The organism is Brevibacillus halotolerans, from assembly GCF_026891775.1.
Lineage (GTDB): Bacteria > Bacillota > Bacilli > Brevibacillales > Brevibacillaceae > Brevibacillus_B > Brevibacillus_B halotolerans.
The window spans coordinates 1-26,814 of record NZ_JAPTNK010000010.1 but is presented as its reverse complement, the minus strand read 5'-3'; the positions used below and the strand labels follow the sequence as shown (position 1 = coordinate 26,814).

28 protein-coding genes, 2 tRNA genes and 1 pseudogene are annotated in these 26,814 nt (G+C 38.7%); 26 read left to right on the top strand and 5 right to left on the bottom strand.

Going from position 1 to position 26,814, the window contains the following annotated elements:
• Positions 1-11 precede the first annotated feature (11 nt).
• The 11 genes from sufD (at position 12) to O0550_RS13645 (ending at position 14,264) form a co-directional block, all read left to right on the top strand.
• Positions 12-1,313 (top strand): Fe-S cluster assembly protein SufD, encoded by a 1,302-nt coding sequence (gene sufD / locus O0550_RS13695; protein ID WP_003334567.1) that lies wholly within the window; start codon positions 12-14, stop codon positions 1,311-1,313.
• The gene (locus O0550_RS13690) at positions 1,310-2,536 is read left to right on the top strand and encodes a cysteine desulfurase (RefSeq protein WP_022585580.1); all 1,227 of its coding nucleotides are present in this window, start codon (positions 1,310-1,312) and stop codon (positions 2,534-2,536) included. Before sufD ends, O0550_RS13690 begins: the two co-directional genes overlap by 4 nt.
• Positions 2,523-2,960, top strand: a complete 438-nt coding sequence (gene sufU / locus O0550_RS13685; protein ID WP_035318447.1) for a Fe-S cluster assembly sulfur transfer protein SufU — start codon at positions 2,523-2,525, stop codon at positions 2,958-2,960. Before O0550_RS13690 ends, sufU begins: the two co-directional genes overlap by 14 nt.
• A gap of 42 nt (positions 2,961-3,002) precedes the next feature.
• Positions 3,003-4,400, top strand: coding sequence for a Fe-S cluster assembly protein SufB (gene sufB / locus O0550_RS13680; RefSeq protein WP_003334570.1), 1,398 nt, complete (start codon positions 3,003-3,005; stop codon positions 4,398-4,400).
• A gap of 352 nt (positions 4,401-4,752) precedes the next feature.
• Positions 4,753-4,875 carry a hypothetical protein gene (locus O0550_RS13675; RefSeq protein WP_258426634.1) on the top strand — a complete coding sequence of 41 codons (123 nt, stop codon included), beginning with the start codon at positions 4,753-4,755 and terminating at the stop codon, positions 4,873-4,875.
• A gap of 30 nt (positions 4,876-4,905) precedes the next feature.
• Entirely contained in the window at positions 4,906-5,208 is a 303-nt protein-coding gene (locus tag O0550_RS13670; RefSeq protein WP_258426633.1) for a hypothetical protein, read from the top strand.
• 859 nt (positions 5,209-6,067) lie between these two features.
• Complete coding sequence (locus tag O0550_RS13665) at positions 6,068-6,646, top strand: restriction endonuclease subunit S (protein WP_258426632.1); 579 nt, start codon at positions 6,068-6,070, stop codon at positions 6,644-6,646.
• Between the two features lie 4 nt (positions 6,647-6,650).
• Positions 6,651-9,707, top strand: a complete 3,057-nt coding sequence (locus O0550_RS13660; protein WP_258426631.1) for a type I restriction endonuclease subunit R — start codon at positions 6,651-6,653, stop codon at positions 9,705-9,707.
• 42 nt (positions 9,708-9,749) lie between these two features.
• Complete coding sequence (locus O0550_RS13655; RefSeq protein ID WP_258426630.1) at positions 9,750-10,985, top strand: restriction endonuclease subunit S domain-containing protein; 1,236 nt, start codon at positions 9,750-9,752, stop codon at positions 10,983-10,985.
• An 18-nt stretch (positions 10,986-11,003) separates the two neighbouring features.
• Positions 11,004-12,620 carry a type I restriction-modification system subunit M gene (locus tag O0550_RS13650; protein WP_258426629.1) on the top strand — a complete coding sequence of 539 codons (1,617 nt, stop codon included), beginning with the start codon at positions 11,004-11,006 and terminating at the stop codon, positions 12,618-12,620.
• Between the two features lie 219 nt (positions 12,621-12,839).
• Positions 12,840-14,264, top strand: a complete 1,425-nt coding sequence (locus O0550_RS13645) for an IS1182 family transposase (RefSeq protein ID WP_258426628.1) — start codon at positions 12,840-12,842, stop codon at positions 14,262-14,264.
• A 221-nt stretch (positions 14,265-14,485) separates the two neighbouring features.
• On the opposite strand, the gene O0550_RS13640 is transcribed toward O0550_RS13645, so the two are convergent.
• Positions 14,486-14,938, bottom strand: coding sequence for a hypothetical protein (locus O0550_RS13640; RefSeq protein ID WP_258426627.1), 453 nt, complete (start codon positions 14,936-14,938; stop codon positions 14,486-14,488).
• A gap of 6 nt (positions 14,939-14,944) precedes the next feature.
• A complete protein-coding gene (locus O0550_RS13635; RefSeq protein WP_258426626.1) occupies positions 14,945-15,334 on the bottom strand; it encodes a hypothetical protein in 390 nt (129 codons plus the stop codon).
• Between the two features lie 231 nt (positions 15,335-15,565).
• Here O0550_RS13635 and O0550_RS13630 point away from each other — a divergent pair, with 231 nt between their 5' ends.
• Positions 15,566-15,904 carry a YolD-like family protein gene (locus O0550_RS13630; protein WP_258426625.1) on the top strand — a complete coding sequence of 113 codons (339 nt, stop codon included), beginning with the start codon at positions 15,566-15,568 and terminating at the stop codon, positions 15,902-15,904.
• Positions 15,905-16,361: 457 nt separating this feature from the next.
• Here O0550_RS13630 and O0550_RS13625 read toward each other — a convergent pair whose 3' ends face one another.
• Positions 16,362-17,039 (bottom strand): hypothetical protein, encoded by a 678-nt coding sequence (locus tag O0550_RS13625; protein WP_258426624.1) that lies wholly within the window; start codon positions 17,037-17,039, stop codon positions 16,362-16,364.
• A 202-nt stretch (positions 17,040-17,241) separates the two neighbouring features.
• On the opposite strand from O0550_RS13625, the gene O0550_RS13620 reads away from it, so the two are divergent.
• Together O0550_RS13620 and O0550_RS13615 are read left to right on the top strand one after the other, a co-directional pair.
• The gene (locus O0550_RS13620; RefSeq protein WP_104030946.1) at positions 17,242-17,436 is read left to right on the top strand and encodes a helix-turn-helix transcriptional regulator; all 195 of its coding nucleotides are present in this window, start codon (positions 17,242-17,244) and stop codon (positions 17,434-17,436) included.
• A gap of 75 nt (positions 17,437-17,511) precedes the next feature.
• Positions 17,512-17,733, top strand: coding sequence for a DUF7667 family protein (locus O0550_RS13615; RefSeq protein ID WP_003343611.1), 222 nt, complete (start codon positions 17,512-17,514; stop codon positions 17,731-17,733).
• 230 nt (positions 17,734-17,963) lie between these two features.
• On the opposite strand, the pseudogene O0550_RS13610 reads toward O0550_RS13615, so the two are convergent.
• Positions 17,964-18,257, bottom strand: a pseudogene (locus O0550_RS13610) (tyrosine-type recombinase/integrase); the annotation flags it as partial.
• Between the two features lie 138 nt (positions 18,258-18,395).
• On the opposite strand from O0550_RS13610, the gene O0550_RS13605 reads away from it, so the two are divergent.
• Positions 18,396-18,743: a DUF3139 domain-containing protein gene (locus tag O0550_RS13605; RefSeq protein WP_258426623.1), complete on the top strand. Its 348-nt coding sequence runs from the start codon at positions 18,396-18,398 to the stop codon at positions 18,741-18,743.
• Positions 18,744-18,857: 114 nt separating this feature from the next.
• Here O0550_RS13605 and O0550_RS13600 read toward each other — a convergent pair whose 3' ends face one another.
• Positions 18,858-19,100, bottom strand: a complete 243-nt coding sequence (locus O0550_RS13600) for a cupin domain-containing protein (protein WP_258426622.1) — start codon at positions 19,098-19,100, stop codon at positions 18,858-18,860.
• Between the two features lie 215 nt (positions 19,101-19,315).
• Between O0550_RS13600 and O0550_RS13595 the strand changes: the two genes are divergently transcribed.
• From O0550_RS13595 to O0550_RS13545, 11 genes are all read left to right on the top strand, one after another.
• Complete coding sequence (locus O0550_RS13595; RefSeq protein WP_258426621.1) at positions 19,316-19,957, top strand: hypothetical protein; 642 nt, start codon at positions 19,316-19,318, stop codon at positions 19,955-19,957.
• Between the two features lie 158 nt (positions 19,958-20,115).
• Positions 20,116-21,204, top strand: a complete 1,089-nt coding sequence (locus O0550_RS13590) for a GerAB/ArcD/ProY family transporter (RefSeq protein ID WP_258426620.1) — start codon at positions 20,116-20,118, stop codon at positions 21,202-21,204.
• A gap of 328 nt (positions 21,205-21,532) precedes the next feature.
• Positions 21,533-21,826, top strand: coding sequence for a MerR family DNA-binding protein (locus O0550_RS13585; RefSeq protein WP_309304388.1), 294 nt, complete (start codon positions 21,533-21,535; stop codon positions 21,824-21,826).
• A 61-nt stretch (positions 21,827-21,887) separates the two neighbouring features.
• Entirely contained in the window at positions 21,888-22,241 is a 354-nt protein-coding gene (locus O0550_RS13580) for a hypothetical protein (RefSeq protein ID WP_003340921.1), read from the top strand.
• A 124-nt stretch (positions 22,242-22,365) separates the two neighbouring features.
• Positions 22,366-22,458, top strand: a tRNA-Ser gene (locus O0550_RS13575).
• Between the two features lie 29 nt (positions 22,459-22,487).
• A tRNA-His gene (locus O0550_RS13570) sits at positions 22,488-22,563 on the top strand.
• Positions 22,564-22,725: 162 nt separating this feature from the next.
• On the top strand, positions 22,726-23,487 hold the full coding sequence (locus O0550_RS13565) for a suppressor of fused domain protein (RefSeq protein WP_258426618.1): 762 nt from the start codon (positions 22,726-22,728) through the stop codon (positions 23,485-23,487).
• A gap of 229 nt (positions 23,488-23,716) precedes the next feature.
• A complete protein-coding gene (locus tag O0550_RS13560; protein ID WP_022585592.1) occupies positions 23,717-24,226 on the top strand; it encodes an NfeD family membrane protein in 510 nt (169 codons plus the stop codon).
• 36 nt (positions 24,227-24,262) lie between these two features.
• Complete coding sequence (gene floT, locus O0550_RS13555) at positions 24,263-25,825, top strand: flotillin lipid rafts scaffold protein FloT (RefSeq protein WP_003340919.1); 1,563 nt, start codon at positions 24,263-24,265, stop codon at positions 25,823-25,825.
• A 211-nt stretch (positions 25,826-26,036) separates the two neighbouring features.
• Positions 26,037-26,243, top strand: a complete 207-nt coding sequence (gene copZ, locus O0550_RS13550) for a copper chaperone CopZ (protein ID WP_003334601.1) — start codon at positions 26,037-26,039, stop codon at positions 26,241-26,243.
• 53 nt (positions 26,244-26,296) lie between these two features.
• Positions 26,297-26,632: a metal-sensitive transcriptional regulator gene (locus O0550_RS13545; RefSeq protein WP_003340917.1), complete on the top strand. Its 336-nt coding sequence runs from the start codon at positions 26,297-26,299 to the stop codon at positions 26,630-26,632.
• The last annotated feature ends 182 nt before the right edge of the window (positions 26,633-26,814 follow it).

Sequence of the window (26,814 nt, the reverse complement as noted above, 5' to 3'; positions counted from 1 at the left end):
TCGAGACTATCATGAGTACAGAAACACAACTTCGCTTTGGTAAAGAAGCGATTAAGCAATTTTCCCAAGCGAATCAAGAACCAACCTGGTTTTTAGAAAAGCGTCTAGCTGCATTCGAACAAGCACAGACGCTATCTCTCCCTGTGTTGGAGAAAACCAAGATTGATAAATGGAACTTCGATCAATTTCACCCGTTCCAACTAGAAGCGCGTGTAGACAACATCGAACAATTGGATGAAGTCGTAAAAGAACAACTGGATGATAAAGACATAACCAGCCTGCTCGTACAGAAAAATGCGTCTGTAGTCTACCATAAGGTGGATGAAGAGTTGAAAAGCCAAGGCGTTATTTTTACTGACCTTGCTACAGCGCTTCGTGAACATGGTGAACTTGTGAAACAATATATCTATTCAATTGTCAAAGAAGACGAGCACCGTGTAGCTGCTTTGCATGCAGCAGTGGCAAATGGCGGGGTATTCCTGTACGTTCCAAAAAACGTAGAAGTGAAAATGCCATTGCAAGCTATTTATGAAGTAGCAGGCGAAGAATCCCTACTAGCACCCCATGTTGTTATCGTAGCAGAAGCTAATGCCCGTGTAACTTATGTAGATTCTTTTGTATCTGCAGAGGGAACCAATATGGTAGCAAATAGCGTTGTAGAAGTACACCTAGGCGCTAACGCACACGTACAAGTAGCGTCTGTTCGTTCCTTCTCTACTGAGGTTCACGATTATGTATACCGACGTGCCTTGATCGGCCAGGATGCTAATATGGAATGGATTTTGGGCGAGATGAACGATGGTAACACAGTAGCGAACAATACCTCCATTTTAGAAGGTAAAGGCGGAAACGCTGATACCAAATCCATCACTGTAGGAACAGCTAAACAACGTCAAAATCTGACGTCGCAAGTGCAGCATATCGGAACGCATACTGAATCCAATATGTTGAGTAAAGCAGTAATGACAGATGAAGCGGTTGCCATCCTAAACGGAATTACCAAGATTGAAAAAGGCGCAGAAAAAGCAAACGGTGTGCAAGCAGAAAACATTTTGATGCTATCTGAAAAAGCTCGTGGTGATGCAAACCCAATCCTTTTAATTGATGAAGACGATGTAAAAGCTGGTCACGCTGCTTCTGTTGGTCGCGTGAGCGAAGAAAGCTTGTACTATCTAATGTCTCGCGGTATTGAACGAAAAGAGGCTGAGCGTCTTGTCATTATTGGATTCTTGGACCCAGTGGTTGCCGAGATTCCGATTGAAGGAGTGAAAAGCAAGCTACGCCAAGCATTGGAAAGGAAGTTAGGACGATGAACGCACATGAAGTCCGTAAATTGTTTCCTATCTTACATCAAGAAGTAAATGGGCATCCATTGGTGTATTTGGATAGCGCCGCTACTTCTCAAAAGCCGATTCAAGTTCTTGAAGCGGTAGATAAATATTATCGCAGCTATAACTCTAACGTTCATCGCGGCGTCCACACGCTTGGTACGTACGCGACGGACGCTTATGAAGGAGCACGTGAAAAGGTACGTGCGTTCATCAATGCCAAAGAAACGGCTGAGGTAATCTTCACGCGCGGGACGACTACCGCATTAAATACCATTGCAATCGGGTATGCTCGCACGTTCCTTACTGAAGGGGACGAGATTGTAACCACGCTAGTTGAGCATCATAGCAATTTTATTCCTTGGCAACAAGCAGCTAAGGCAACTGGAGCAACTTTCAAGTTCATCCCGTTAGCTGAAGATGGAACGATTACCCTTGAGGCAGTGAAAGCAACAATCACACCACAAACCAAAGTGGTCGCAATCCATCACATCTCTAACGTTCTAGGTGATACAACTCCCATCAAGGAAATTGCTAAAATTGCACATGAAAATGGCGCTATTTTGGTTGTGGATGGTGCCCAAAGCGCTCCACATAAAAAAGTCGATGTACAGGATCTGGACTGTGATTTCTATGTCTTTTCCAGTCATAAGATGTGCGGGCCTACAGGAATCGGCGTCTTGTATGGAAAACGCGCACTCTTGGAAAAAATGGAGCCAGTTGAATTTGGTGGCGAAATGATCGATTTTGTATATGAACAGGATTCTACATGGAAGGAGCTCCCTTGGAAATTTGAAGGGGGAACGCCGATTATCGCTGGGGCCATCGGACTTGGGGCGGCGATTGATTTCCTAAATGATCTGGGCATGGATGAAATTGAAGCACATGAAAAGAAACTGATTAGCTATGCAATGGAACGCATGAAAGAATTGGATGGACTTACGATTTACGGTCCTATCGAACATAGAAGCAGTCTAATTACTTTTAACCTGGCGGACGTTCATCCGCATGATTTGGCAACGGTTTTAGATGCAGAAGGTATTGCTGTACGTGCGGGCCATCATTGTGCACAGCCGTTGATGAGATGGTTGAAAGCTACCGCTACTGCTCGTGCCAGCTTCTATCTGTATAACACAGAAGAGGATGTGGATGCCTTAATCGCTGGGTTGAAAAAAGCGAAGGAGTATTTTGGAAATGTCTTCTCTTGATGATCTCTATAGACGTGTCATAATGGATCATTATCAAAAACCACGGAATAAAGGAAAGCTAGAGGATGAAAGTGGATTGGTGATCAATCTAAATAATCCAACCTGTGGAGACAGTATTTCGTTATCGTTGCAAGTAGAGAACGGTGTAGTTATAGACGCAAAATTTCTCGGGGAAGGATGCTCCATTTCTATGTCCTCTGCTTCTATGATGACGGAAGCTGTAAAAGGAAAAACCGAAGAGGAAGCGTTGCGGTTGATTCAAATCTTCTCTGATATGATGCAGGGAAAAGAGCCGGATGACAATATTGATTTAGGCGATATTGAAGCTCTGCAAGGTGTCTGCAAGTTTCCAGCGCGCATTAAATGTGCAACGCTCGCCTGGAAGGCATTGGAGCAAGGTATTAACCAGACGGACGTGAAGTAATATACCCTCCAATTGAATTGTGAGGCAAAAGGAGTGAACGATATGGCGAAGAAAGCCCCTGAAATCCAAGAGTATCAATATGGATTCCACGATAAAGACGTTTCGATTTTCCGTACGAAAAAAGGTTTAACTCGTGAAATCGTAGAAGAGATTTCGAAAATCAAAGAAGAACCAGAATGGATGTTAGAATTCCGTTTAAAAGCGCTAGACATTTTCTATAAAATGCCAATGCCTAAGTGGGGCGGCGACCTTGATGAATTGGATTTCGACAACATCACTTACTATGTAAAACCATCTGAAAAAGCTGGTCGTAGCTGGGATGAGGTACCAGAAGAAATCAAGGCTACCTTTGACAAGCTAGGTATCCCAGAAGCTGAGCAAAAGTTCTTAGCTGGTGTATCTGCACAATATGAGTCTGAGGTTGTTTACCATAACATGCAAGAAGATTTAGAGTCTCTAGGTGTTTTATTTACGGACATGGACTCTGCTGTACGTTTATACCCTGATATCGTGAAGGAGTATTTTGCGACAGTTATTCCGCCAGCAGATAATAAATTCGCGGCGCTTAACTCTGCTGTATGGTCTGGTGGTTCCTTCATTTACGTGCCAAAAGGTGTAAAAGTAGAAACTCCACTTCAAGCATACTTCCGCATTAATTCAGAGAACATGGGTCAATTCGAGCGTACACTAATCATTGCGGACGAGGATAGCTTTGTTCATTACGTAGAAGGCTGTACGGCGCCAATCTACAGCACAGATTCCTTGCATTCTGCTGTAGTTGAAATCATTATTAAAGAACGCGCTCGTTGCCGTTATACAACGATCCAGAACTGGTCTAATAACGTATATAACCTAGTAACCAAACGTGCTGTAGCGTATGCTGATGCAAACATGGAATGGATTGATGGAAACATCGGTTCCAAGCTAACGATGAAATATCCTGCCGTTATCATGAAAGGACCACGTGCTAAAGGTACAGTTCTTTCTATCGCAGTAGCGGGTAAAGGTCAGCATCAGGATGCTGGTGCGAAGATGATCCATCTAGCGCCTGATTGTACTTCCACGATCGTATCTAAGTCTATTTCTCGCGATGGTGGTAAAGTAACATATCGTGGTCTAGCTCAATTTGGTCGTAAAGCAGAGGGTGCTAAATCTAACATCAAGTGTGATACATTGATTTTGGATAAATTGTCCACTTCTGATACGATTCCATACAATGAGATCATGAATGACTACGTAACACTTGAGCATGAAGCGACTGTATCTAAAGTATCTGAAGATCAATTGTTCTATTTGATGAGCCGCGGTTTAAGTGAAGCGGAAGCTACAGAAATGATCGTAATGGGCTTTATTGAGCCATTCACAAAAGAATTGCCAATGGAATATGCCGTTGAAATGAACCGTCTGATTAAGTTCGAGATGGAAGGGTCTATTGGATAATATCCAAAAAAACCTTTATATATTGCGGATTTGAGGGGATTTTATATCGTGCCAACTTGGTGGCGTGCCAAATTCGTGCCAAGTTGAACTCATCTTTTAGTATAGGAGGCGAACTTTTGAAGTTCGTCTTCTTCTATTTTTTCGGTAATATCAAGATAAGTGTCCGCTTTAGGCATACTCATGCAGTCCTGCTGGTTGAATCGGGAGCAAGACTTGAATTTGTATCAAATCGATTGGGACATAAAACCATTAAAACAAAGAGCAATTGCCGAGTAAAGAACAGAAAAAAAGAGGTTTTCAGTGGTTTCAGAAAGAGGAACAGGCAGAGAAGCCCTATGATGGGAAAGTTAAGGTGCGTATAACGGAACAGGAATATAAAGCGGTTATCTCTGCGTGCCATATGAAGAATCAGGGATATATGCGCTTTGTTCGAACAGCACTTGAAGGCATTGATGAGGTGGATGAGTTAATCTAACCACAAACAGAAGAAGACACAAAGGACTGGTTGACACTCGAGTTTGATAAGGATGTAAAAGAACGATTGGATGCAGCAGCGGATAAGGTAAGACTATCGCTGGAGACTTTTGTCCGAAGTTTGATATGGACAAAGGTGAAGAAGACGTTTAAAGCGCAGAAGGAACAAGATGAACGATGGATGGAACAACGGAGGAAAGAAAACTATCGGGCTGTTACGATTAGTTTGGAACCAGACCTGATTCAACAATTTGAATTCAAATTCGGAAGAATCAATAGTATAACCGATATTGAAAACACATTAAAAAATTTATTACAAAAAGAACTCGCCTAGCCCCCCTGTCAAAAATGATGGGGCTTCATTCTGGGTACCGGTGGCGGGAGAAGAATTTTTCTGCGTGATGCTTACATGTATTTTTTTGGATTTATGGAGAGATGTCGGGATTTATACATTCTCTGATTTGCGGTGACAAAAACTCCATAAAGAATAAAAAGTGGCGTGTCAAAACTGTTGTCAGTTCACACGCCATTTTCATTGTCATTTATAGAATATGCACCTCAAAACGGAACGATTTAAGATAAACATTGGGTATCTTTTTTATTTTTGACCACAAAACATATATTATGATGTTTCATTTTATCTCTGATTTATTAACACAAAACAGTCTAGGGCATGATATTAAACGACCTTATTATTCATTTTTCTCCATATAATATAATCGAGTAAAAGAACGAAAACGGCTTGTTTTAGGTGAACAAAGCTACATCAATCATCAATAATTTAGTTTCAACAATCAGCACACTAGTCATGAGGAGACGGTCGCACTGCTGATGAAAATATAAGATTGTTGAACCCTTGAAATTGCCTATGGTGTGATTTCAAGGGTTTTGTTTGTTTTGTGGGATTTGGGATTAGGCATGAGCGTTGTTGGTTTTAGCGGTTTGAAGTCGTTTGTGGAAATAGAAATGACTTGAATAGGGGATGCATTTTTGTGTTGATGGTTTAACAATTTGGCGGAAGAGTGAAATAAAAACAGGGATTCCATAATAGTTTCTGTAGGCTTTTTTTAAACTGATAATATGAAATATAAAAATATTTCATATTATCGTTTGACGAAACAAATTCGATGTGATTTAATATGTAATATAGAAATATTTCAAAAAATACTATCTGTAGTTTGGAGGTGATTTATTTGGAGAAAAGAGGATTAAAAGAGTTCGTAACATTCGTCCCAGGTATAAATCCAACAAGGGCGCAAAAACAGTTTGGTACTCAAGTAATAAATTATTATGACCAGTTGTCTTTTGAAGCTGATTTTAATCATGAGGACGTAGTGGTTGAGGATGAGTCAAAATCTTCATCTCAAAATAACCTATCATTAAATGAAGATGATGTTGTTATCAGTAACTCATTACAGCTTGCAACAATGGTCGGTAAAAATAATGTTGGTAAAGTGCTGTCCCTCAACTTCACAAAAATAGAGTTTGATAGCGAACAACTTGATAAGAGGTATTTTCTTTTCTTGTTTAATGCTTACAAAGATGTGAAGCGACAAAAAGAAAGGGAGCTACAGGGGAGCGGCCCTGTTCTAAGAATTCCGCTTCGTGCTCTTGGGGAAATTATCGTTCCTGTTGCTCCGATCGAGGAACAGAAGAAAATAGGCGCTATATACATAGAAACACTGAAGCTACAAAATAAGTTAAACAAATACGGAGACTTGATTGAGCAGTTTACGGGCTCAATAATAGAAGAAACCTTAAAGGGGAAATAATCAAATGAAAAGTCAATCGGAATTAGCATTTGAAAATGAAGTTATCGATTATTTGACCAAAATCGGTGGAGTAAAACAATGGGAGTACAAAAAGGACATCAAAACAACCGAACAACTCTGGGATAACTTTAAAATAATCCTAGAACAAAACAATCGTGCTCGTTTAGATGAACCATTGTCTGTCACTGAATTTAACCAGGTGAAGAAAATCATCACTAGTATTGAATCACCTTACCAGGCTGGGCAATTTTTGTATGGTGTGAACGGTGTTTCCGAAATTGAAGTTGACCTTGACAATGGTAAGCATGTGTTTTTGACAGTATTCGACCAAGCCCAAGTTGGCGGTGGAAACACTGTTTATCAAGTAGTAAATCAAATTAAACGGCCAAAAGTAATGGATGGTAAGCCGAATCGCAGGTTTGACGTGACGTTGCTTATTAATGGTTTGCCAATTATTCAAATCGAATTAAAGAAAGCACTTCACAGCACTACAGAATCCTTAAACCAGATGGAACAGTATATTGCTGAAAAACAATACAGCGGTATCTTTTCAACCTTACAGATTTTAATCGCGATGACGCAGTTTGATATTCGTTACATGGCAAATACCCCACTCAAAAGCTTTAACCGAGCTTTTGCTTTCAACTGGCAAAACGAAGATGATGCTCGCCCTATTCGTTCATGGAAGACGTTTGCGGATAAAGTGTTGTCCATTCCAATGGCTCATGATTTGGCAACACGCTACATGGTACTTGATGGTACTAAAAACAAAGAAAGTATCAAGGTTATGCGTCCTTATCAAGTCTATGCCACAAAGCGTGTGCTTGATAAAGTTAGAAAGTTTGACTTCAAATATGATGATGGTAAATTGGGATACATTTGGCACACGACAGGCTCAGGTAAAACAATCACAAGTTTTAAGACAGCGTGGCTTACAAGCCGTCTATCTAATGTAGATAAAGTTGTCTTCTTGATTGACCGAATCGCGCTTACCAACCAAACAGCTGATGCCTATAAAGCCTATGATCCTGTTGCGGGTTTTGAAGGGAAAACTGGTGTGGTGGGTGACACAGCCAATATCTCAGACCTTCATCGCAAACTAACGAAGAAAAGCGATAAGAACATTATTGTGACAAGTATCCAAAAGATGTCGCGTTATGTAGCGCGGGACAGCTTCAAGCCACTTAATGAAAATATTCTTTTTATAGTTGATGAAGCCCACCGTTCAACTGGTGACGGTACTGAAAATGAAGGTATGCTCGAAACAATCCGAAAAGCTATTCCTAATTCTGCTTGGGTTGGTTATACCGGTACACCAAAATTCCCTGAAACGCGAGAAATCTTTGGTGAACTACTACATGCATATACCATTAAAGAAGCTATTGCGGATAAAAACGTCTTAGGGTTTAACGTTGAATTCAAGGAAACGATCGAGGCTCCCGAAGATCCCACCGAAGATGATATCGATGATAATGTTCGTGGTAGTGTTTACGACTATAGCCCAGAACATGTGAACTTAGTAGTAAAGGACATATTCGATAACTGGAAGAAACGTTCAAATGATCATAAGTATAATGCCTTGTTTACAGTCCACGTTGGTGGTAATAAAGCAAGTACACCAAGAGCGATGGAATACTTCGATAAGTTTGCGGAAGAGAATGCGAATCGTACAGCAGATAAACGACTAAAAGTTGCGGTGAGTTTCTCGGCAGATACATCCAATAGTATTCATCAACTGAAAACGAACGAAAACTTGCACAGAGCCATCAAAGCCTATAACGCAATATTTGGCACAGCTTTTGATATGACGACAGTTAAATCCTACACAGAAGACTTAGCACGGCGGCTTAACAAGACAGCTGATGATGGTAACTATTTAGATTTGGTAATCGTTGTGGATCAACTTTTGACCGGTTTTGATGCTCCTGAGATGAATACGCTCTATATTGACCGAACACTTAAGGGGGGGAACTTGATTCAGGCATACTCACGTACAAATCGAATGCATAACCTTGTCGATAAGCCTTGGGGAAATGTCGTGAACTATCGTTGGCCGGAGCAAAACGAGTATGAAATGAATAAGGCTTTTGCTATCTATTCAAATCGTGCATCTGCCGACGAACAGCTTTCACTTGAAGAATTGAAGAAAGGCAACGAAGAGTCTGGTATCACTTCCAAACCATTTAGCAAGGTTCAAGCTGAGATCCAAGAAGTCATCAAGAAGCTTTCAACGCTCACAGACGATTTTATACAATTACCACCAAGTGAAAAAGCACAGGATGAAGTCTTTGAGAATCTGAAAGAGTATAATCGCTTGTTGAGTCAGTTGAAACAATATACCGAAGACGATGACAAAAATCCTATTTCCGCCTATGATAATCCTGAAGAGTTCTATGAACGTCTAGGTATTACTGAAGAGCAGGAAGTCATTTTAACAACTGTAATCGCCGGTGAGTTGAAAGAACGACGTGCGAAGCGAGAAGACATTGATATTTCGCAAGTCAATCTCTCTATGGTTCATATTCACGATGTTACCATCAACTATGATTATTTGATTGATTTGATTGCCCGGATGGCTGACGAAGTTCACGCTAACGATATGTCGAAAGCGGAAAGCACACGTGATGAAATCCATCTTGAAATTGCCAAGTCTGACAATGAAAAAGAAAAATCTAAGATGCGCAACTTTGTATCTAAGATTTTCTCTAAAGGATTTGAATTTGATAGTTATCCAGCACCTCGAAGTGTTGAAAAAATGAACCAAGCAATGGATAAAGCACAAAAGGATACAAATATCCAACTTGTAACGAACTTCATCCGTACTTGGGGACTTGATAACAGCATAAAACCTAAGGAACTTGAAAAGTTGATAAAAAAACACCGATTAGGTCAAGAGGATATGGATAAACAAGGTGAGTTAACCGCAATCATGAATGACGCAAGGGCTGATTATAAAGAAATTGCAGTTGAAAAGATTGCAGCATTAACATGGGTACGATATCGCATTGAATTCCGTAAGGCATTTTACGAAATGGCTGACGAAATTAAAAAGGGAGAATAGTCAGGTGATAAAATTAAGCAGACTAAAAAAAGGAGATCGGAAATGAGCGATAAAATAACAAAGTCACCTCAAATTAGATTCACAGGATTTACAGATGCTTGGGAACTGCGTAGGTTGGGGGACATTACTGAAAGAGTTACCAGAAAGAATAAAGATTTAGAATCAACATTGCCATTAACTATTTCGGCTCAATATGGGTTAGTAGACCAAGAAACATTTTTCAAAAAAGTCGTAGCAAGTAAAGATGTTAGTGGATATTATTTATTGATGAAAGGTGAGTTTGCATACAATAAAAGCTATTCTAAAGATTACCCATGGGGTGCAGTAAAACGTTTGGATTTATATGATAATGGTGTTTTATCAACACTTTATATTACATTTAAACCTATGAAGGTTGATTCTGATTTTTTAGTTTGTTATTACGATACGAATAATTGGCATAAAGAAGTTGCAATGAGAGCTGCTGAAGGCGCACGCAACCATGGTTTATTAAATATTACTGCAGCTGATTTTTTTGATACTGAACTTTTTTTACCAAAAACCAACAGCGAACAACAAAAGATAGGTTCATTTTTCAAACAACTTGGCGAAACGATCATCCTTCAACAGCGTAAGTTGGAACTGCTGAAGGATACGAAAAAGAGTCTACTTCAAAAAATGTTTCCGAAGGATGGAGCCAATGTTCCTGAAATTCGCTTTGCAGGATTTACTGATGCTTGGGAAGAACGTAAGCTGGATACAATCCTAAAAGAAAGAAATGTGAAGCAAAAAATATCTAAAGAGGCACCTCTCTTAGCTTTTGCATCTGGACAAGGAGTTATTGACAGAAGCGAGAGGAAAACCAATAATAGAGATTTTTTAACAAAAGATGCATCTAAAAAAACTTACTTATTAACAAAGTACGATGATATTGTATATAATCCTTCAAACTTAAAGTATGGTGCAATTGATAGAAATAAACATGGTCAAGGAGTAATATCTCCAATTTACATTACATTTGAAACAGATGAAATTCCATCCTTCATTGAATTAATAGTTAAAAGTGAAAACTTTAAACAACGGGCTTTACAATATGAAGAAGGAACTGTTACAAAACGTCAATCTGTTAAACCAGAAAATCTTTTATCTTTAAATGTTTTATTACCTATTTCTAAGGATGAGCAATTAAAAATTGGTAAATTCTTCGAACAACTAGACAATACTATCGATCTTTGTCATCGTGAGTTAAACTCACTTGAAAAATTAAAGAAATCACTGCTTCAACAAATGTTTGTATAAGAAAAGGAGATTACACAAATGAGTAATGCAACAGATATTACATCAAAGCTATGGGAAATGGCTAACAAACTGCGTGGGACAATGGATGCAAGTGAGTACAAGAACTATATTTTGCCATTTATGTTCTATCGCTACTTATCAGAAAATCAAGATGAATACTTGAAAGTCAATGATCTGGAAGAGTTCTACGAAGTGACAGACGACACTGAAAAAGAAGATTACCTTGAAGAAATCAGTAAAGGTATCGGATATGCGATTGACCCAGCCTACACCTGGGACAAAATCGTATCAAAAATTGAATATCACAAAATCAAAGCTAGTGACTTCCAAGACATGTTTGACTCATTCAATACAAATGCCAAACGTAACGCGATCGCAGAAGCTGACTTTGCTAACGTATTCTCAGATGTTAATCTTGGGGACACACGTCTTGGCTCAAGTACAAACGAACGTGCAAGGGCTTTGAATGATATCGTGTTGATGATTAACGAGTTTACTTTTAAAGACGATTCGGGACATGACATTTTGGGTGACGTTTACGAGTATTTGATTGGGCAATTTGCTGCAAATGCTGGTAAGAAAGGTGGAGAATTCTATACACCTCATGAAGTTAGTCAAGTTTTGGCGAAAATTGTCACGATTGATGCAGCTGGTACTGGCGATCAATTCCGTGTTTATGACCCTACAATGGGATCAGGTTCACTTCTTTTAACAGTTCAAAATGAATTGCCAAATGGTGATGAAGAGGGAAGCGTTGAGTTTTACGGTCAAGAGTTAAATACGACGACTTATAACTTGGCTCGCATGAACCTGATGATGCATGGGGTAAATTATCGCAATATGGAGTTGAAACGCGCAGACACACTTGATGCGGACTGGCCATTTGCTGAAAAAGACGGCACACAAATTCCATTGAAGTTCGACGCGGTCGTAGCTAACCCTCCGTATTCTCAGAAATGGGATACGAAAGACGTTGATCGGGAAAAAGATCCACGTTTCAAGGGTTATGGTGTAGCGCCAGCTTCTAAGGCAGATTACGCCTTTGTTCTGCATGGACTTTATCATTTAGATAAAACTGGAACAATGGCTATCGTATTGCCGCATGGGGTGCTCTTCCGTGGTGCGTCTGAAGCTAGAATCCGTAAAAATATCATCGACAACAATCTGTTAGATACTGTTATTGGATTGCCAGCTAACTTGTTCTATGGCGCAAGCATCCCAACATGTGTGCTGGTGTTTAAAGGTCGTGAAGCTCGCAAGAATAAAGATATTTTATTTATCGATGCTTCAAATGAGTTTGAAAAGGGCAAGAACCAAAACAAACTCTCTGCTGAGAACATCAACAAAATTATCGAAACTTACCGTAACCGTGAAGACGTTGAGAAATATGCTCATGTGGCATCTTTGGATGAAATCAAAGAAAATGATTACAATTTGAACATTCCACGTTATGTCGACACGTTTGAAGAAGAAGAAGTTATTCCACTTTCACAAGTGGCTCAAGAGTTGACAGAAGTAAAAGCAGATATTACGAATTCATATGACAAATTGTTTGAGCTTTTGAACGAGTTGAACGGGACAACCGATGAAGCCAAAGAGGAACTGAGTAAATTTATCAGTCTCTTAGGTAAATAATAGTGTTAGAAAAGAGCTAAGGATTTAAACCTTGGCTCTTTTTGGCTTTTAATAAATTTCTTTATTTCCTTTTTCTTCATATTATATATATATATATATATATATATAAAAGAGCGTAATAAATACGCTCTTGCAGCGTGTAGACAAAATACCGAAAGGTATGAAGGTCTGCACGCTTTTTTGTTGAATGTATGAATATAGTGGAAAGGAGTGAGTTTCTTGTTAAAAAGACAAGATGCAGAAGTCCGTTACCAACTGTCTGTTGTTTCATTAGATGAGCTTGTCCCTTCTAATCATTTAGTTCGTAAAATTGAGAAAGCAATTGATTTTACTTTTATATACGACCTTGTAAAAGACAAATACTCGCAAGATAATGGGAGACCGAGTGTCGACCCTGTTGTATTAATCAAGATCGTATTTATTCAATATTTATTTGGAATAAAATCTATGCGTCAGACAATCAAAGAACTGGAAACGAATGTAGCTTATCGGTGGTTTATCGGTTATGACTTCACTCAACCAATTCCTCATTTCTCTACCTTCGGTAAAAATTATGCTCGTCGTTTTCAAGATACAGACCTCTTTGAAACCATTTTCGCACATATTCTTGGACAAGCTCTTAAGCATCGATTTGTTGATCCTTCTGTTATGTTTATTGATTCTACTCATGTAAAGGCTAATGCTAATAAGAAGAAATACATAAAGACTATAGTTGAACAAGAGCCTAAAAAATATCTATCTTACTTAACAGACGAATTAAATCAGGATAGGATCGATCACGGAAAGAAGCCCTTGCCAAAAGAGTCTGAGTATATAAAAAAGAAAGTGAAGTTGAGCACTACTGACCCTGATAGTGGTTGGTTTATTAAGGATGAAAAAGAAAGATTATTTGCATATTCTTTCCATGCCGCAAGCGATAAGAACGGATTCATCTTAAGTGCAAAAGTAACAGCTGCTAATGTTCACGACAGCCAAATGTTCCAAGATGTTTTAAGTCAAGCTATTCATCAAGTAGGAAAACCATATGCAGTAGCAGTAGATGCAGGCTATAAAACTCCTTATATTGCTAAAACCCTCATTACGTCTGGTATACGTCCTGTAATGCCGTATACGCGACCACGTACAAAGGATGGATTCTTTAAGAGATATGAATATACTTATGATGAATATTATGATTGCTATATTTGTCCTGCAAATGAAATATTATCTTATGAGACAACAACCCGTGAGGGGTATCGAATGTACAGATCGAATCCATCAATCTGCAAAGATTGTTCCTTTCGGAACCAATGTACAAATAGCAAGGATTCAGTGAAAAAAATCAGTCGTCATATATGGACGGAATACATAGAAGAAGCTGATCATCTTAGACATACGCCAAAAAATAAAGAAATCTATTCAAGAAGAAAAGAAACGATTGAACGAGTATTTGCAGATTTAAAGGAAAAGCATGGCTTGAGATGGACCACTTTACGAGGGATTAAAAAAGTGACTATGCAGGTGATGCTTGTTTTTGCTTCTATGAATTTAAAAAAGCTCGCTACTTGGCTCTGGAATCCTGAAAAAGAGAAGCGCAAGCTTCTTCAATCACTGACTTTTTACCAACAAAAAATAAAACAAACTCTCCTTATATCAGTAGCATAAGAAGAGTTTGTCCACAGTCTGAAAGAGCGTAATAAATACGCTCTTGATTAATATTATTTTATGCGGCTTCAGCACATGCCAAATTCGTATGCCAAAACTGTGCCAAGTCCGTGCCAACTTGAAATTATAATCCATTTTAAAACATTTGAAGAAATGGCTTTATATCAAAGGTTTGACCGGTTTTATTGTTAATCAGTTCGTGCCATTTCGAGCAACATTAATCAAGTTCGAACTTCAAAGCTTTCAATATGACTATAACTAATGAAGTCTTTTCTAGAATTGAAAGGTCCGATGTTGTCTTTCTTATTAACGATGTATGCTTCTCTACCGTTTCCTTTTGCTCTACCTTCGTACCATTCAATAAAATCTACAACTTCTTTAGAGGACATGTCATATTCTTTGACTTCTCCACTAACCATATGGATCATTATTAAAGCTCTATCTCCTGTTGACTCTGGCTTAGTCTCTGGTTTAGTTTCTGGTTTAGTCTCTGGATCAGGTGTAGAGGAAATCCTTTGCATCATTTCCATTTCACCTAGCGCTAAATAATTTGGCTTTGGAACACGAGTTGCTGTTATATTAAGTCTATATTTTTTATAAGGAATATTATTATTAAAAGAAAATTCTTTTTTTATTTCAGGATCCCAATCCAGAATTTCACTTTGTTTATCCAAAATTATTCAATTAACGCCATCCCACCCTTCAAAAGTCCAATCTTTAGGATTTGAAAATGAATTACGCTCAAATGGGTCAACTAATAAAGTGTATTTATTCACAACTGTTTTTGCAGGAAACTCATAAGCTATCCAACCGTAATTTAGATTATAATCACCAATCCATCCCAGAGAATCATTAGCATGATCAAATACTTGATAAGGTTGAACCTTATCTTTAGCATCGCGATAAATACTACTAGCGCTAGCAATTCCTTCTGGTTCTGTATTACTAGTCATTAAAGGGATTGAATTATCAGAATACTGTTCCTCAGCAAAGGCAAAACTCTGTCCTGATAAAACAATAACAAAAGCAAAAAATGTTAATATTAGATTTTTAAGTTTAGATAAGAACATTTTTTCCTCCATAAATTAGTTCTATGTCGGCCGACACATTTGCATTATACGAGATTAAATTTCATAAAACAAAACATAAATTGAAAAATATGTAATTAATTATGGTGCATTTTGTATATTTTTTAAAAAATATTTTCTTTTTTAATTTAGATAGTCAAAAATTGTTCGTTGCAAATTCTCCTCATCATTTAATAAAATGAGAACGTGTATTCGTATTTAGGAGATGTTTTGATGGCTAGCAAAATTCTTGATCCACTTGTAACGAAATTCATCTTGCCAGAACATGCAGAAATGTTACGTCAATATCACGAGGACAAGAAACTGATCGAGAAGCCGATCATTGAAGAGGATGAGCTGTCCGAGTTTTGCTACAGGATATCTGACTCACGTCAGTATGACTATGCCCTTACGATTAGCTGGTGGAAAGAGACAAAAGGGGGTAGAGGAGTAATTGAATCCGCCTGGGGATGGGTAGATAGGTTTGATTCCCAATTTAAACAGATCAAGCTAAAGAATGATGAGGATTTTTGGTGGATACCTGTAGAAGATGTGGTTAGTGTAGAAGCCTAAGTAGTGAACCTGTGAGGCAGGGATACAGATGACCTCGCCATCATCTTATTGGCGAGGTCTTTTTTTTTCGTCAAAACCCTCTTACTCGTCAAAGGATTCGACATGGCCTATGCGGAATAACGGAGTAGCGAAGGGATGCTTCTTATTATTATTATTATTATTTTTTTATGTTTTGTCGAGAAGAAATAGATAAAATATCGAAGATAGTGACTATAGAAAACAAAATCAGCCATTCCCAAATGATTGTTAACGAAATGTTTTGTGTACCAATCCAATAAGGGACAGTGGCTAGAATGACAGACGTTATAACTGTCCATATAAGTCGCTTTTTTACGTATTCTTGAAATTTATTCATTCCTATGGGCTCCTTTCGTTTTTCGGCTATACTACCATAATTACGATAAAAAAGTGCATTTCATTATGCAATGAAGTGCACTTTTTTATTTACCTTCTATTCTTAATCGCAAGCGGAATACCAACGTGTTGGAACATATAGATAGCAATCTAGATAAATTCCACAACCTTCATCTTGTTCTAAAAATGACCATAAAGTAAGGGCAGCCGCTGCGGTAGTAAAAGCTGAAAACCAGCTAGGTGCTCTCTTTCCATGTTTCTCCATGAGATATTGAACAGTTCCTATGAAGGTACCAACAGTTACTGAAGTTTTTAGTCCTATTTTATCTTTTAAATCCTCCACAAAGTCATGGGACCAATAAATTTGGAGTCCCCACCAAGTGAAGTCATAATCCCAGTATTCATCATGATCAATAGCCGACATCTTTGATTCATTTTCTTTATCTATTAATGTACCCTTTGAGGAAACTACTAGTTCGTTCTTAATTTCGCTAATTTGGGCATTGCTTTTATTGATTATCTCTAATGCTTTGTTATAGGTATCTTTATCTAAACCTTTCTTTGCTTTCTCTGAAAGAGAGAATTGTTTAGTTTTTTCATCAAGATTAACATATGGTGATACCTTGTCGATGAATTCTTTTGTTATTGTTTGTTTTTCAGACCGTTCTTGGGATTGTACGTTACTATTAGAATGGTTTGAATTGTATGCAAAAGCAGGTGTTACAGAGGAAAACATAGCTAAGCTACAAAGGACAATAAAAGATCGACGTAACTTTTTCATAGAGAACCCCCTAAATTTTATTGAAACCAATAACCTTATTATAACAAACAAGCTAAAATTTTACAAATTATTTGTTCTCAACTCTAGTTGTGTCATAATTGGGAAAAAACAGGCGTTTATTGGAGCTTTTTCAGCAAAACCTCTGTTTTCTCGCTAAAGGATTCGACAAGCCCTAAAGTGAAGTGAGCTATGGGGTGATGAAATGCAGAGTAGATTAAAAGAGATATTGGAAGAACGAGGAGTCAAACAAAAGTGGTTACAGGAACGTGTAGGCATGAGTCAGAGTGCTATTAACCGAATAATAAATGGAAAATCAGTCCCTATACTTAAAGATGCTATACGCATTGCAAGGGTACTACAGTTGCACGTTGAAGACATTTGGGTTTTAGAGGAATAATTTTATATCGTGTAAAAGCAATTTTTACCCAATAAACGCATACACTGTACCATCAAGATTAAGGAGCTGGTGCAGATGTGGATTGTCCATCAACGGATGGCAGAGCTTTGGTTCATCAATAAGACAAGGGAGCTTACCGACTCGGAAATGACAGAAATGAGTCATTGTCTGAGTGCAAACGCTCAAAGAGCTTGGGAGATTGCAAAACTCAAAAACTTATCCTTAATCGCCAGTATGACGAACGATATGGACTGGCAGCATGAGCTATGTTCAAGGATAGAGAAGATAGAGGGCTGAAATGAAAAACCCTCTACCATTTTAAAATGACGTGATACCACTCTTGATACCGTTTTTTGTTTAAATAATGATTTTCGTGTTAAAAAGGCGTTGCGCCAAACGGTATAAAAGTGCATTTTATGCGTTCTTGGTTTTAGTTTCGCGAAAGAATGATCGAAATGGAAGGGTCTATTGGTTAACCTTGTTGTATCAAGGGTTTTCGACTTCTGAAAAGGGGCTTGCCCCCTTTTTTAAAATTGAACATACCGCTCGTACAGACTCAAAGCGTCATCCTCGATCTTCTTGGTGACGTGAAGATATGTATCAGCGGTTACTTTAACACTTGCGTGTCCGAGTCTCTCGGACACGTATTTTATATTTGCGCCCGATTCCAAAAGATGAACAGCATGGTGTGGCCTAAGGCGAGAGGACAGGAGCCCCCGCACACGCTTACATACTTCTTTGAAATACTCCCGTACCATGTTTATACGTAACCATCTGCCGTCTTGTTGATGGAAAACAATATTCTCTTTTGTAGCCGTGTATAAATTGGTCTATGCCATAAGTGATGACCATAATATGACATTGATAGATGTAATTTGAGTTGAAAGAATATTTGGATAAAATTATCCTTAATGGTATAATAAGCAGATGATGTTGTAGTGTAAGAAGGAGGGTAGGGTTTGAAAAAAATATTTTTGTCTGTTATAACCTTAGTGATTGCATTTTTAGTTATTTATAATTTTGAGTGGCTTATTGGCGGTTACTCATACAAGAAAGAAGAAATGAAAAGTCAAATAGAAGCCTACCTTATAAATGAAAAAAAGTACAAAAGAAGTGATATTACAGAAATTAGGGTTGATTATCTAAGGAAGTTCGATGCGTATTTTGCTAGAGTCATTTTTAGTGACGAGAAAGACAAAACATATGGCTATAGCATAATTGATGGAGAGGTCATACAAACAGGTATTGGAGCTTCTAAGTATAAAAAAGATGATTTAAGTGATGAAACAAAACATAAGGAACCATAAAAAAGTTACCTGTCAAATGGCAGGTAACTTTTTGTACTCTTTTTTAGAAATTGCCTTGGGTAAGTACAGTGGTCACGTCTGAACTGTCTTCCAGATCGTAAGGAGCAGCGATTTCTAGTTTTCTGTATCTACAACAATCGCAGCGTGACCAGTAAGTCCTTTAGAACTGGTATTGTTTGTTATAAGAATATCCCCTGGTTTAATCTCAACTCTTGAATTCGGATAAGTTGCTTCGACTGGAACATCCTCTGGCTTATTGATTTTCTGTCTTTCTATTTCAGAAGCTGACACACCTAAAGCCCCAGTAAATATTAGTGAGACTGACATCAACGACATAAGTAATCTTTTTTTAAACATATTTAAGCCTCCGAATTATTTGTTATTCCTTCTCCTAGCTTATAAACAAAATCTTGATAAGAGTCATTCAATATCTTCTATCTGTCTTCAATGAATAGCTGAATCACGGCTTTATTTGTTATACAAGGTTTTCTGTACAGCTTATTCACATGAAAGACAACTACTTTTTCGAAAAAAATGTTTTTTTTCATTTAAACGCAAAGGCGTGGTAAACATTGATTAAAAATTTTGAAGAGCATACAATGGCTACAATCGGTCAGTGCCATACAACTAGACGAAAGAAGTATGGAAAGGACAAGCATAAAAAGAGAGGATTGTTAGCGATGGAAGATATTTTAGACCAGGTAGCAAGACTAGGAAAACAATTGCATCAAAAAGATATAACCTTTGCCCTAGGTGGCAGTACTCTATTATACAGCTTAGGATTAGAAACTACCTTTCGCGATATAGATATCACCACAGATGCATCAGTAGACAAGCTAAGCGAAGCATTAACGGAATATCCTGTGACAGTAGAGATTTCGGGTGATGGTATATACAACACTCAATATCGCTTATCGGTGGAGCTACATGGAAAAGAGATTGATTTTATGGGGAATTTTTCTGTGAAAACAAAAACGGGTGTATGTCATCTTCCCTGCCTGCCAGCTTACGAATGGAGAGGCATCCCGGTCTGCGCTCCTGAGGTATGGGCTGTAGCTTATCACCTAATAGACCGTAGTCAAAAAGCAGATAGAATATATGGATATCTTGAAAAGAACGGTACCAATCTAGATGTTTGTAAACGATTACTGCAAGAACCGTTGCCTGAGGAGGTTAAAATAAGATTATTGTCTCTTATCCAATTATATTCATAGTCTTAACAAGGATTGGAGAAATAAGCATATTTCTTGTCTAGTCGATAGGAATATCCTGTCCTTTTTTTGCAGATATTACTTTTATATACAGATGATACTCCCGACTTCCCTGCTAGCAAAAAAATTAGAAGACGTATAGGAATAGGGGGGACAAGGTAATGTCTACATTCATGAAGAAAGAGATTTCTCTCCTACATTTTATTTTAACCATTACTAGCATTGAAATTGGAACAAGCATTTTGACACTTCCTGCAGAGCTTGCACAGGCATCTGGAACGGATGGCTGGATTTCCATTTTGATTGGGTATGTTCTGTCCACCATAGTTAGCCTATGCATTATAAAGGTCATGTCAAAGCATCCAGGAAAGACAATGCTACAAATCCTCCATCTTTATTTCTCCTCTATAATAGGAAATGTAATGATGGTTATCTGGATTGTATATGGCTTTATTAGTGCATTCTCTATTTTTGTTTCGAGCGTCTACATTATTAATGAATGGATACTGCCAAATACACCTAATTATTTTATTAGTGTTCTATTTATTGTTCCCATTTACATGGCAATACGCGGTGGCATTCGAGTGCTTAGCGGATTTCAGGTTGTTGTGTTTTTTTCAACTTTATGGTTATTACTAGTCCTCCTTTTCCCTTTAGATCAAAGTCATTTCGTGTTTCTGCTGCCAATTCTAAAGGAGGGGTGGGAGCCTGTTATTCAAGGTGTACGGATCGCCGTGTTTCCCTTCCTAGGCTTTGAATTGGCCTATCTTTTTTATCCATACATAAAGAATAAAGAGCATGCCGCAAAGGGCATTATTATTGCCAATGGAATCACTTTGCTGATCTATTTGGAAATCACTATTATATGTTATATGGTTTTTAGTCCTGATGAGATTACAAAGTATATCTGGCCTACCCTAACATTGGTCAAGCCGATACATTTCGCATTTTTGGAGCGCTTTGAAATTGTCTACGTCTCTTTTTACATCCTCATTTTTTTATCATCCGTTATCCCATATCTATTTTTTGTTACAGAAGGTATCTCTGAGCTTACGAAAAGAAGAGAGCGGTCACAGCTATATATCATTTTAGGGATTTTTATAGTGAGCTATCTGTTTTATCATCCGTACTTTACTAACATAAACTTGTTAAATATCCTTTTAGCTCCTTTTTCTTATATCGTAGCTTTTGCTTTTCCTGTGTTCTTTTGGCTATATGTGATGCTTGTACCAAAAAGAAAAGGCACTTGATTCATTGCCTACACTACATCGACAATAAAGCTAAAAACTCTTGCCTATGACGCTACGTCACCCTGTAAGATGGGAAAAAGCAAGAGAGGAAGAAGACGACTTTCTGCTAAGGAAAGTCTTTTTTTATTGGTAATGAAAGCAGAAAAGACGGAAAAGCTTACCAGGAATTGTTCATTGAAGGGAAAGGCTAAAAATGTCTAAGACGTCATTTGTTTTACATGATACAGTATCTATTTATAAACAGATGCTCGCAACCGAAACACCCGCAAATCAAATAATAGCAGAGTCTTGTTTTTTTGAATAAATGCCGATACAAGCACCTTTATAAATTCAGATACTACAACAAATTTTGACACTAAAATATGTAGGCTTTTCATTGGAGGAAATGAAAGCTCTTCAGCCAATCCAGCCAGTCGATTTAGAGGAATCATTACAGATGCAAAAGAAATTGCTGGAGGAAAAACGGGAGAAGCTTGATCAAGTTAAAATCGCCTTTCCCCATGCTATATACGGAAACAGAGGGAATATATATTCAGAAAGCGCTAGCCGTATATACGAAGCGTCAGGCCTTGGAGAATGGTCAAGTAGACATGTAAACATATTTGAACGGTTAATCTGCTAGTGAATTCCGGAAGAATATGGTAGAATATTGAAAAAGTGTTAATGGCAAGGTGTTGGTTAACATGAAATTCATCCAATCTTCCGCATGGAATTTACTGGCAATCGTTCTTTGTTCTCCGTTACTATTTCTCACCATGTATATGGATTACAAACAAGGTAGCGCATGGATGTATTTATTGTCCATGATCTTATTGCCCTTGTGTGTGAATCAATTCAGATATATGCTGGGGGGCATTGCTATTTCAATGGTTCTAACCATAGCTCTTGCACACTATTTTATGGGTGGAAGCGATGCTTACTTTGAGCCATTGACAGCAGAGCTGGTCGCACTAATTCTTTCCGGGCTGTACGCTTTTCCACAATTGCTGATATATCAGGTAATTAAACTTGCTTTTCAGAAAGAAAGGTCAGAATAAAATGAAAAAAAGCGGTTACAGTCGATTCATCAGTAACCGCTTACACTACTTTTTTTAGAAATTGATTAAAAACCCTTGTATTTTTAAAATAAATCTGCTATATTAGTTCTTGTATGAAACATATGGACAGGTGTCCGAGTGGCCGAAGGAGCACGATTGGAAATCGTGTAGGCGGGGTCGACCCGTCTCGTGGGTTCAAATCCCACTCTGTCCGCCATTTTACTTTATCTTTTATTTTCATACATGGCGGTCGTGGCGAAGTGGTTAACGCATCGGATTGTGGCTCCGACACTCGTGGGTTCGATTCCCATCGATCGCCCCATCTTATTTTAAAGACATATAACTGCTACGATTAAAACCCCTTTGTTGTTCAAGGAGACTTGAAGACAAGGGGTTTTTTGACGAATTCGGGTATTTGATGGAACCGTATGTATGATGTAGCATAGGCTTATATATGGAGAATTTTCAAGAGAGGGGGAGACAGATGCTTCTGCTTAAAATAATGCTACTGATGATCGCGTTTCTTTTCCTGCTTTTCTTCCTCTATCTCATATCTAAGAAAAAGGAGTGTACGAAACAGCCGGAAATGCTAAAGGTCTGGCTGGGTGTGGTCGAGCAGGCGGTTACTGAAGCAGGATCTCGCTCTATACAGCATTCTCAGAAACAAGAGTCCCCAGATATTTATCATGATGAACCAAAAAATAAGCAAACAGATGTGACTTGGCAAAAGTGGATCAAGTCGCATTATCAAGCATTTTTTCATGACCAACCCATTGATCAGGTTTCGATTCAACAGGAAACAGAGGAGATAGCAGTGCTTCTGTATCCGTGTAACCGCAGTCGAGGATGGTTTACGTATGCGACTTGTGGCTGCGCAATAAAGAATGGCACAGAATATATCATTAGCACTTATGAAAAACATCAGGAATTGCCTATACTGATTGAACACATTATACAACAGGCTGTAGAAATAGACAGTTCTACTAATGAGCAGCTCTTTTCGAGCGGTCAACCATTTGGGACACATCATGGTTTTACACATGTCATTTGCCTGCCTCCTGTTTTTGAACCAGAAGGGTTTGCCCATTTTACCGATGGAAAAGAACTTGTGAGCATATACATGCTAGTTCCTTTATGGCGCACAGAGGCTGAGTTTGTGACACAAAATGGTTGGTCTGAATTAGAAGCGATCTTCATAGAAAATGATGTAAATACTTTAGAATGGAATCGAGCCTCTGTCATCTAAATTAGATGATTCGGAGGTTTCTTTTATATGGGGATAAAGTATAAAATAAAATTGATATTATCAAAGCATGAAGACAGTCCCATTGAAAGAATACGGAAAGGACAAAAAAATCATGGAAATTATCTGGAAATTTTGAAACCGTATGCAAATCGAAACGTATAAACAAGTGCAAGATAAAATGATTGCACCCTTTTACGCACTTGACTTAATTCTAGGATGAGGTGTTTACATGGGGACATGGGATATTATTTTTATTAGCTGTATAGGACTTGGATTCTTGTTTGCTATTGTGTTGATGTTTGTTGATCATAGTCATGCCCTTACAGGTGGTGTAGAAAGCCCTGTATTACAACCTGTTTGTGTTGTGAGTGCTATTACAGCCTTTGGTGCTTGCGGCTTTCTTCTGCATCGGTTCACATTACTTTCCATCACAAGTGTCGTGTTACTTTCGGCTGGTAGTGGTCTACTACTTGCTGCAGTGGGGTATTTTATCTGGATTCGCCCCATGAAAAACGCTGAAAATTCTACAGGCTATTCGCTTACCCAATTGGAAGGGCAATTGGGGGAAGTTGTTACCACCATTCCTGCCAAGGGATATGGAGAAATTATCATTACAATGCTGAGTGGGACTAGTAACCAAATTGCCTCTAGCCAAGATCAGGTTATGATTCCTCAGGGTTCTCGTGTCATAGTTGTCAAAGTAGAGGATCATGTTCTACAAGTGATTCCCTTTGAATAAATGCTAGATGAATACATAAAGGAAGGATGTTTGCTAATGGATTTTGACATCATTGTGCTTGGACCTATTATTGCTGTAATCGCTGTTTTTGTAATCCTGGGTATTGCGTTTTGGGCTAGATACAAAACAGTAGGTGCTGATGAAGCAATGATTGTAACGGGGAGTGCACTTGGTACCAAGAACGTACTAACTGACGAATCAGGCAACAAAATTAAGATTGTACGAGGTGGAGGTACGTTTGTTCTACCAATTTTCCAGCAAGCGAACTTTTTAAGCTTATTATCACATAAATTGGATGTATCTACCCCAGAGGTTTACACAGAGCATGGTGTGCCTGTGATGGCTGACGGTGTGGCAATTATTAAAGTTGGCGGTTCTATAGAAGACATTGCTACAGCGGCGGAACAATTTATGGGGAAACCAGATGAGTCGCTACGTGCTGAAGCTCAGGAGGTTCTAGAGGGGTATCTACGTGCTATCCTTGGAAGCATGACAGTAGAGGAAATTTATAAGAATCGGGAGCGCTTTGCCCAGGAAGTGCAGGCAGTAGCTGCTAAAGATTTGAAAAAGATGGGGCTGTCTGTTGTAAGCTTTACCATCAAAGACGTTCGAGATAAAAACGGTTATTTGGCTGCGTTAGGTATTCCGCAAATTGCTGCGGTGAAAAGGGATGCTAGCATCTCCCAAGCAGAGGCTGATAAAGAGTCGCGCATCAAGCAGGCCCAAGCCGAAGAGCACGCTAAAAAGGCTGAATTATTGAAAGAAACCAACATTGCTGAAGCAGAAAAAGAAAAGGAACTGAAAATTTCAGAGTTTAAGCAGGAGCAAGACAGAGCGCGTGCTACAGCCGACCAGGCGTATTCATTACAACAGGCGAAGATGAAACAACAGGTTACTCAAGAGGAAATGAAAGTAGACATCGTACGCCGTGAGAAAGAGATTGAGCTAGAAGAAAAAGAAATTCTGCGTAGAGAGCGTCAGTACGATGCGGAAGTAAAGAAAAAGGCGGATGCCGATCGCTATGCTGTAGAGCAGGCGGCTGAAGCGGAGAAAGCGAAGAAAATGCGTGAAGCGGATGCTAAAAAATATAGTATCGAGGCAGAAGCGAAGGCACAATCAGAACAAAAGCGCTTAGAGGGTCTTGCTTATGCTGATGCAGAAAGAGCACGCGGTACAGCAGAAGCGGAGGTAACTCAGCTCAAACTGGAAGCCGAAGCCGAAGGGAAGCGTAAACTGGCTGAAGCATACGAAAGGTTTGGTCAGGCGGCTGTATTAGATATTGTGGTCAAGATGTTGCCTGAGTTGGCCGAGAAGGTTGCTGAACCAATGAAAGCAATCGACAAGGTAACAATTATTGATACTGGTGGTGGGCAAGGAGACGGTGTAAATCGTTTAAGTACGAATGTCACTAAATTAATGACGCAGTTACCAGAAATGCTAAAGGATGTCTCTGGCTTAGATATGAATGAGATGATTGAGGGCTTCATGAAAAAGGGGCAGGTAGCCGCTACCGCAGAGATCAATCATGCTAAAGCTGAAGTTCTGGAAGAAGCCTCTGAGGTTAGTAAGCTAACTGAGCAGATTCCACAAGAAAAATAGGCTCGTGAGCAATGATAACTGACTGGAGCTGTCATAGTTTTGTAAAGATCGATTGGTTGTACGAACCCTTCTACCGAGGTTTATTGAGGTAGGAGGGTTTTTTATGAATAATCATTTGTACAAGAATCAATACACTTTACATACATTAGGGGGGTATAGTAGTATAAGAGAACGATAATGTAAATGATAAATCGAAAGGGGTTTGAACAAGATGGAAAACGTCGTATTACAAGTACAAGGTATGTCGTGCAATCATTGTGTGCAAGCGATTGAAAAAGCTGTAGGTAACTTAGAAGGAGTTACTTCAGTCAAAGTTAGATTGTCTGAGGCAGAGGTGGATGTAGCTTATGATTCTACGAAAGTAACAGTAGAAGCAATTAAAGAAACGATTGATGACCAAGGATATGATGTAGAATAAGAGAGAATAACGTATACACTATATAGAGAATATGAGAAAAAGGGGGGAATGAAATGGAGGGAGATTATCAACAGCTTGTACCTGATGAAAAGGAAAAAGGATGTTGTCAGGAGCGAACCAGTCATCATTCCGAAAAGCTAAAGGGGAATTTGCAATCCCGATTGAATCGAATCGAGGGACAGGTTCGCGGCATCAAGGGTATGATTGAAAAGGATGTCTATTGTGATGATGTACTAAATCAGATAGCTGCTGTTCAATCAGCGCTCAATTCCGTAGGGAAGATTCTGTTGGAAGGTCATATGAAAAGCTGTGTAGTGGAACGCATTCAGGAAGGCGACCAGGAAGTAATTGATGAGTTGCTAAAAACAGTGGCAAAGCTAATGAAATAACATGTATGGATTATAGCCTGCTAATTAAAGAAAAGCTCTCTTTTGTGTGTATATGAGAACGGGACTGACCCCATAACGTGAGACAAATCAAAACACCTTCAAGAGAATGCAACCATGTCGTAAGATATGGAAGTAACCTGGAGGTGTTTTTTCTTTGGCAACGAGAGTGAGTTACCCTATGG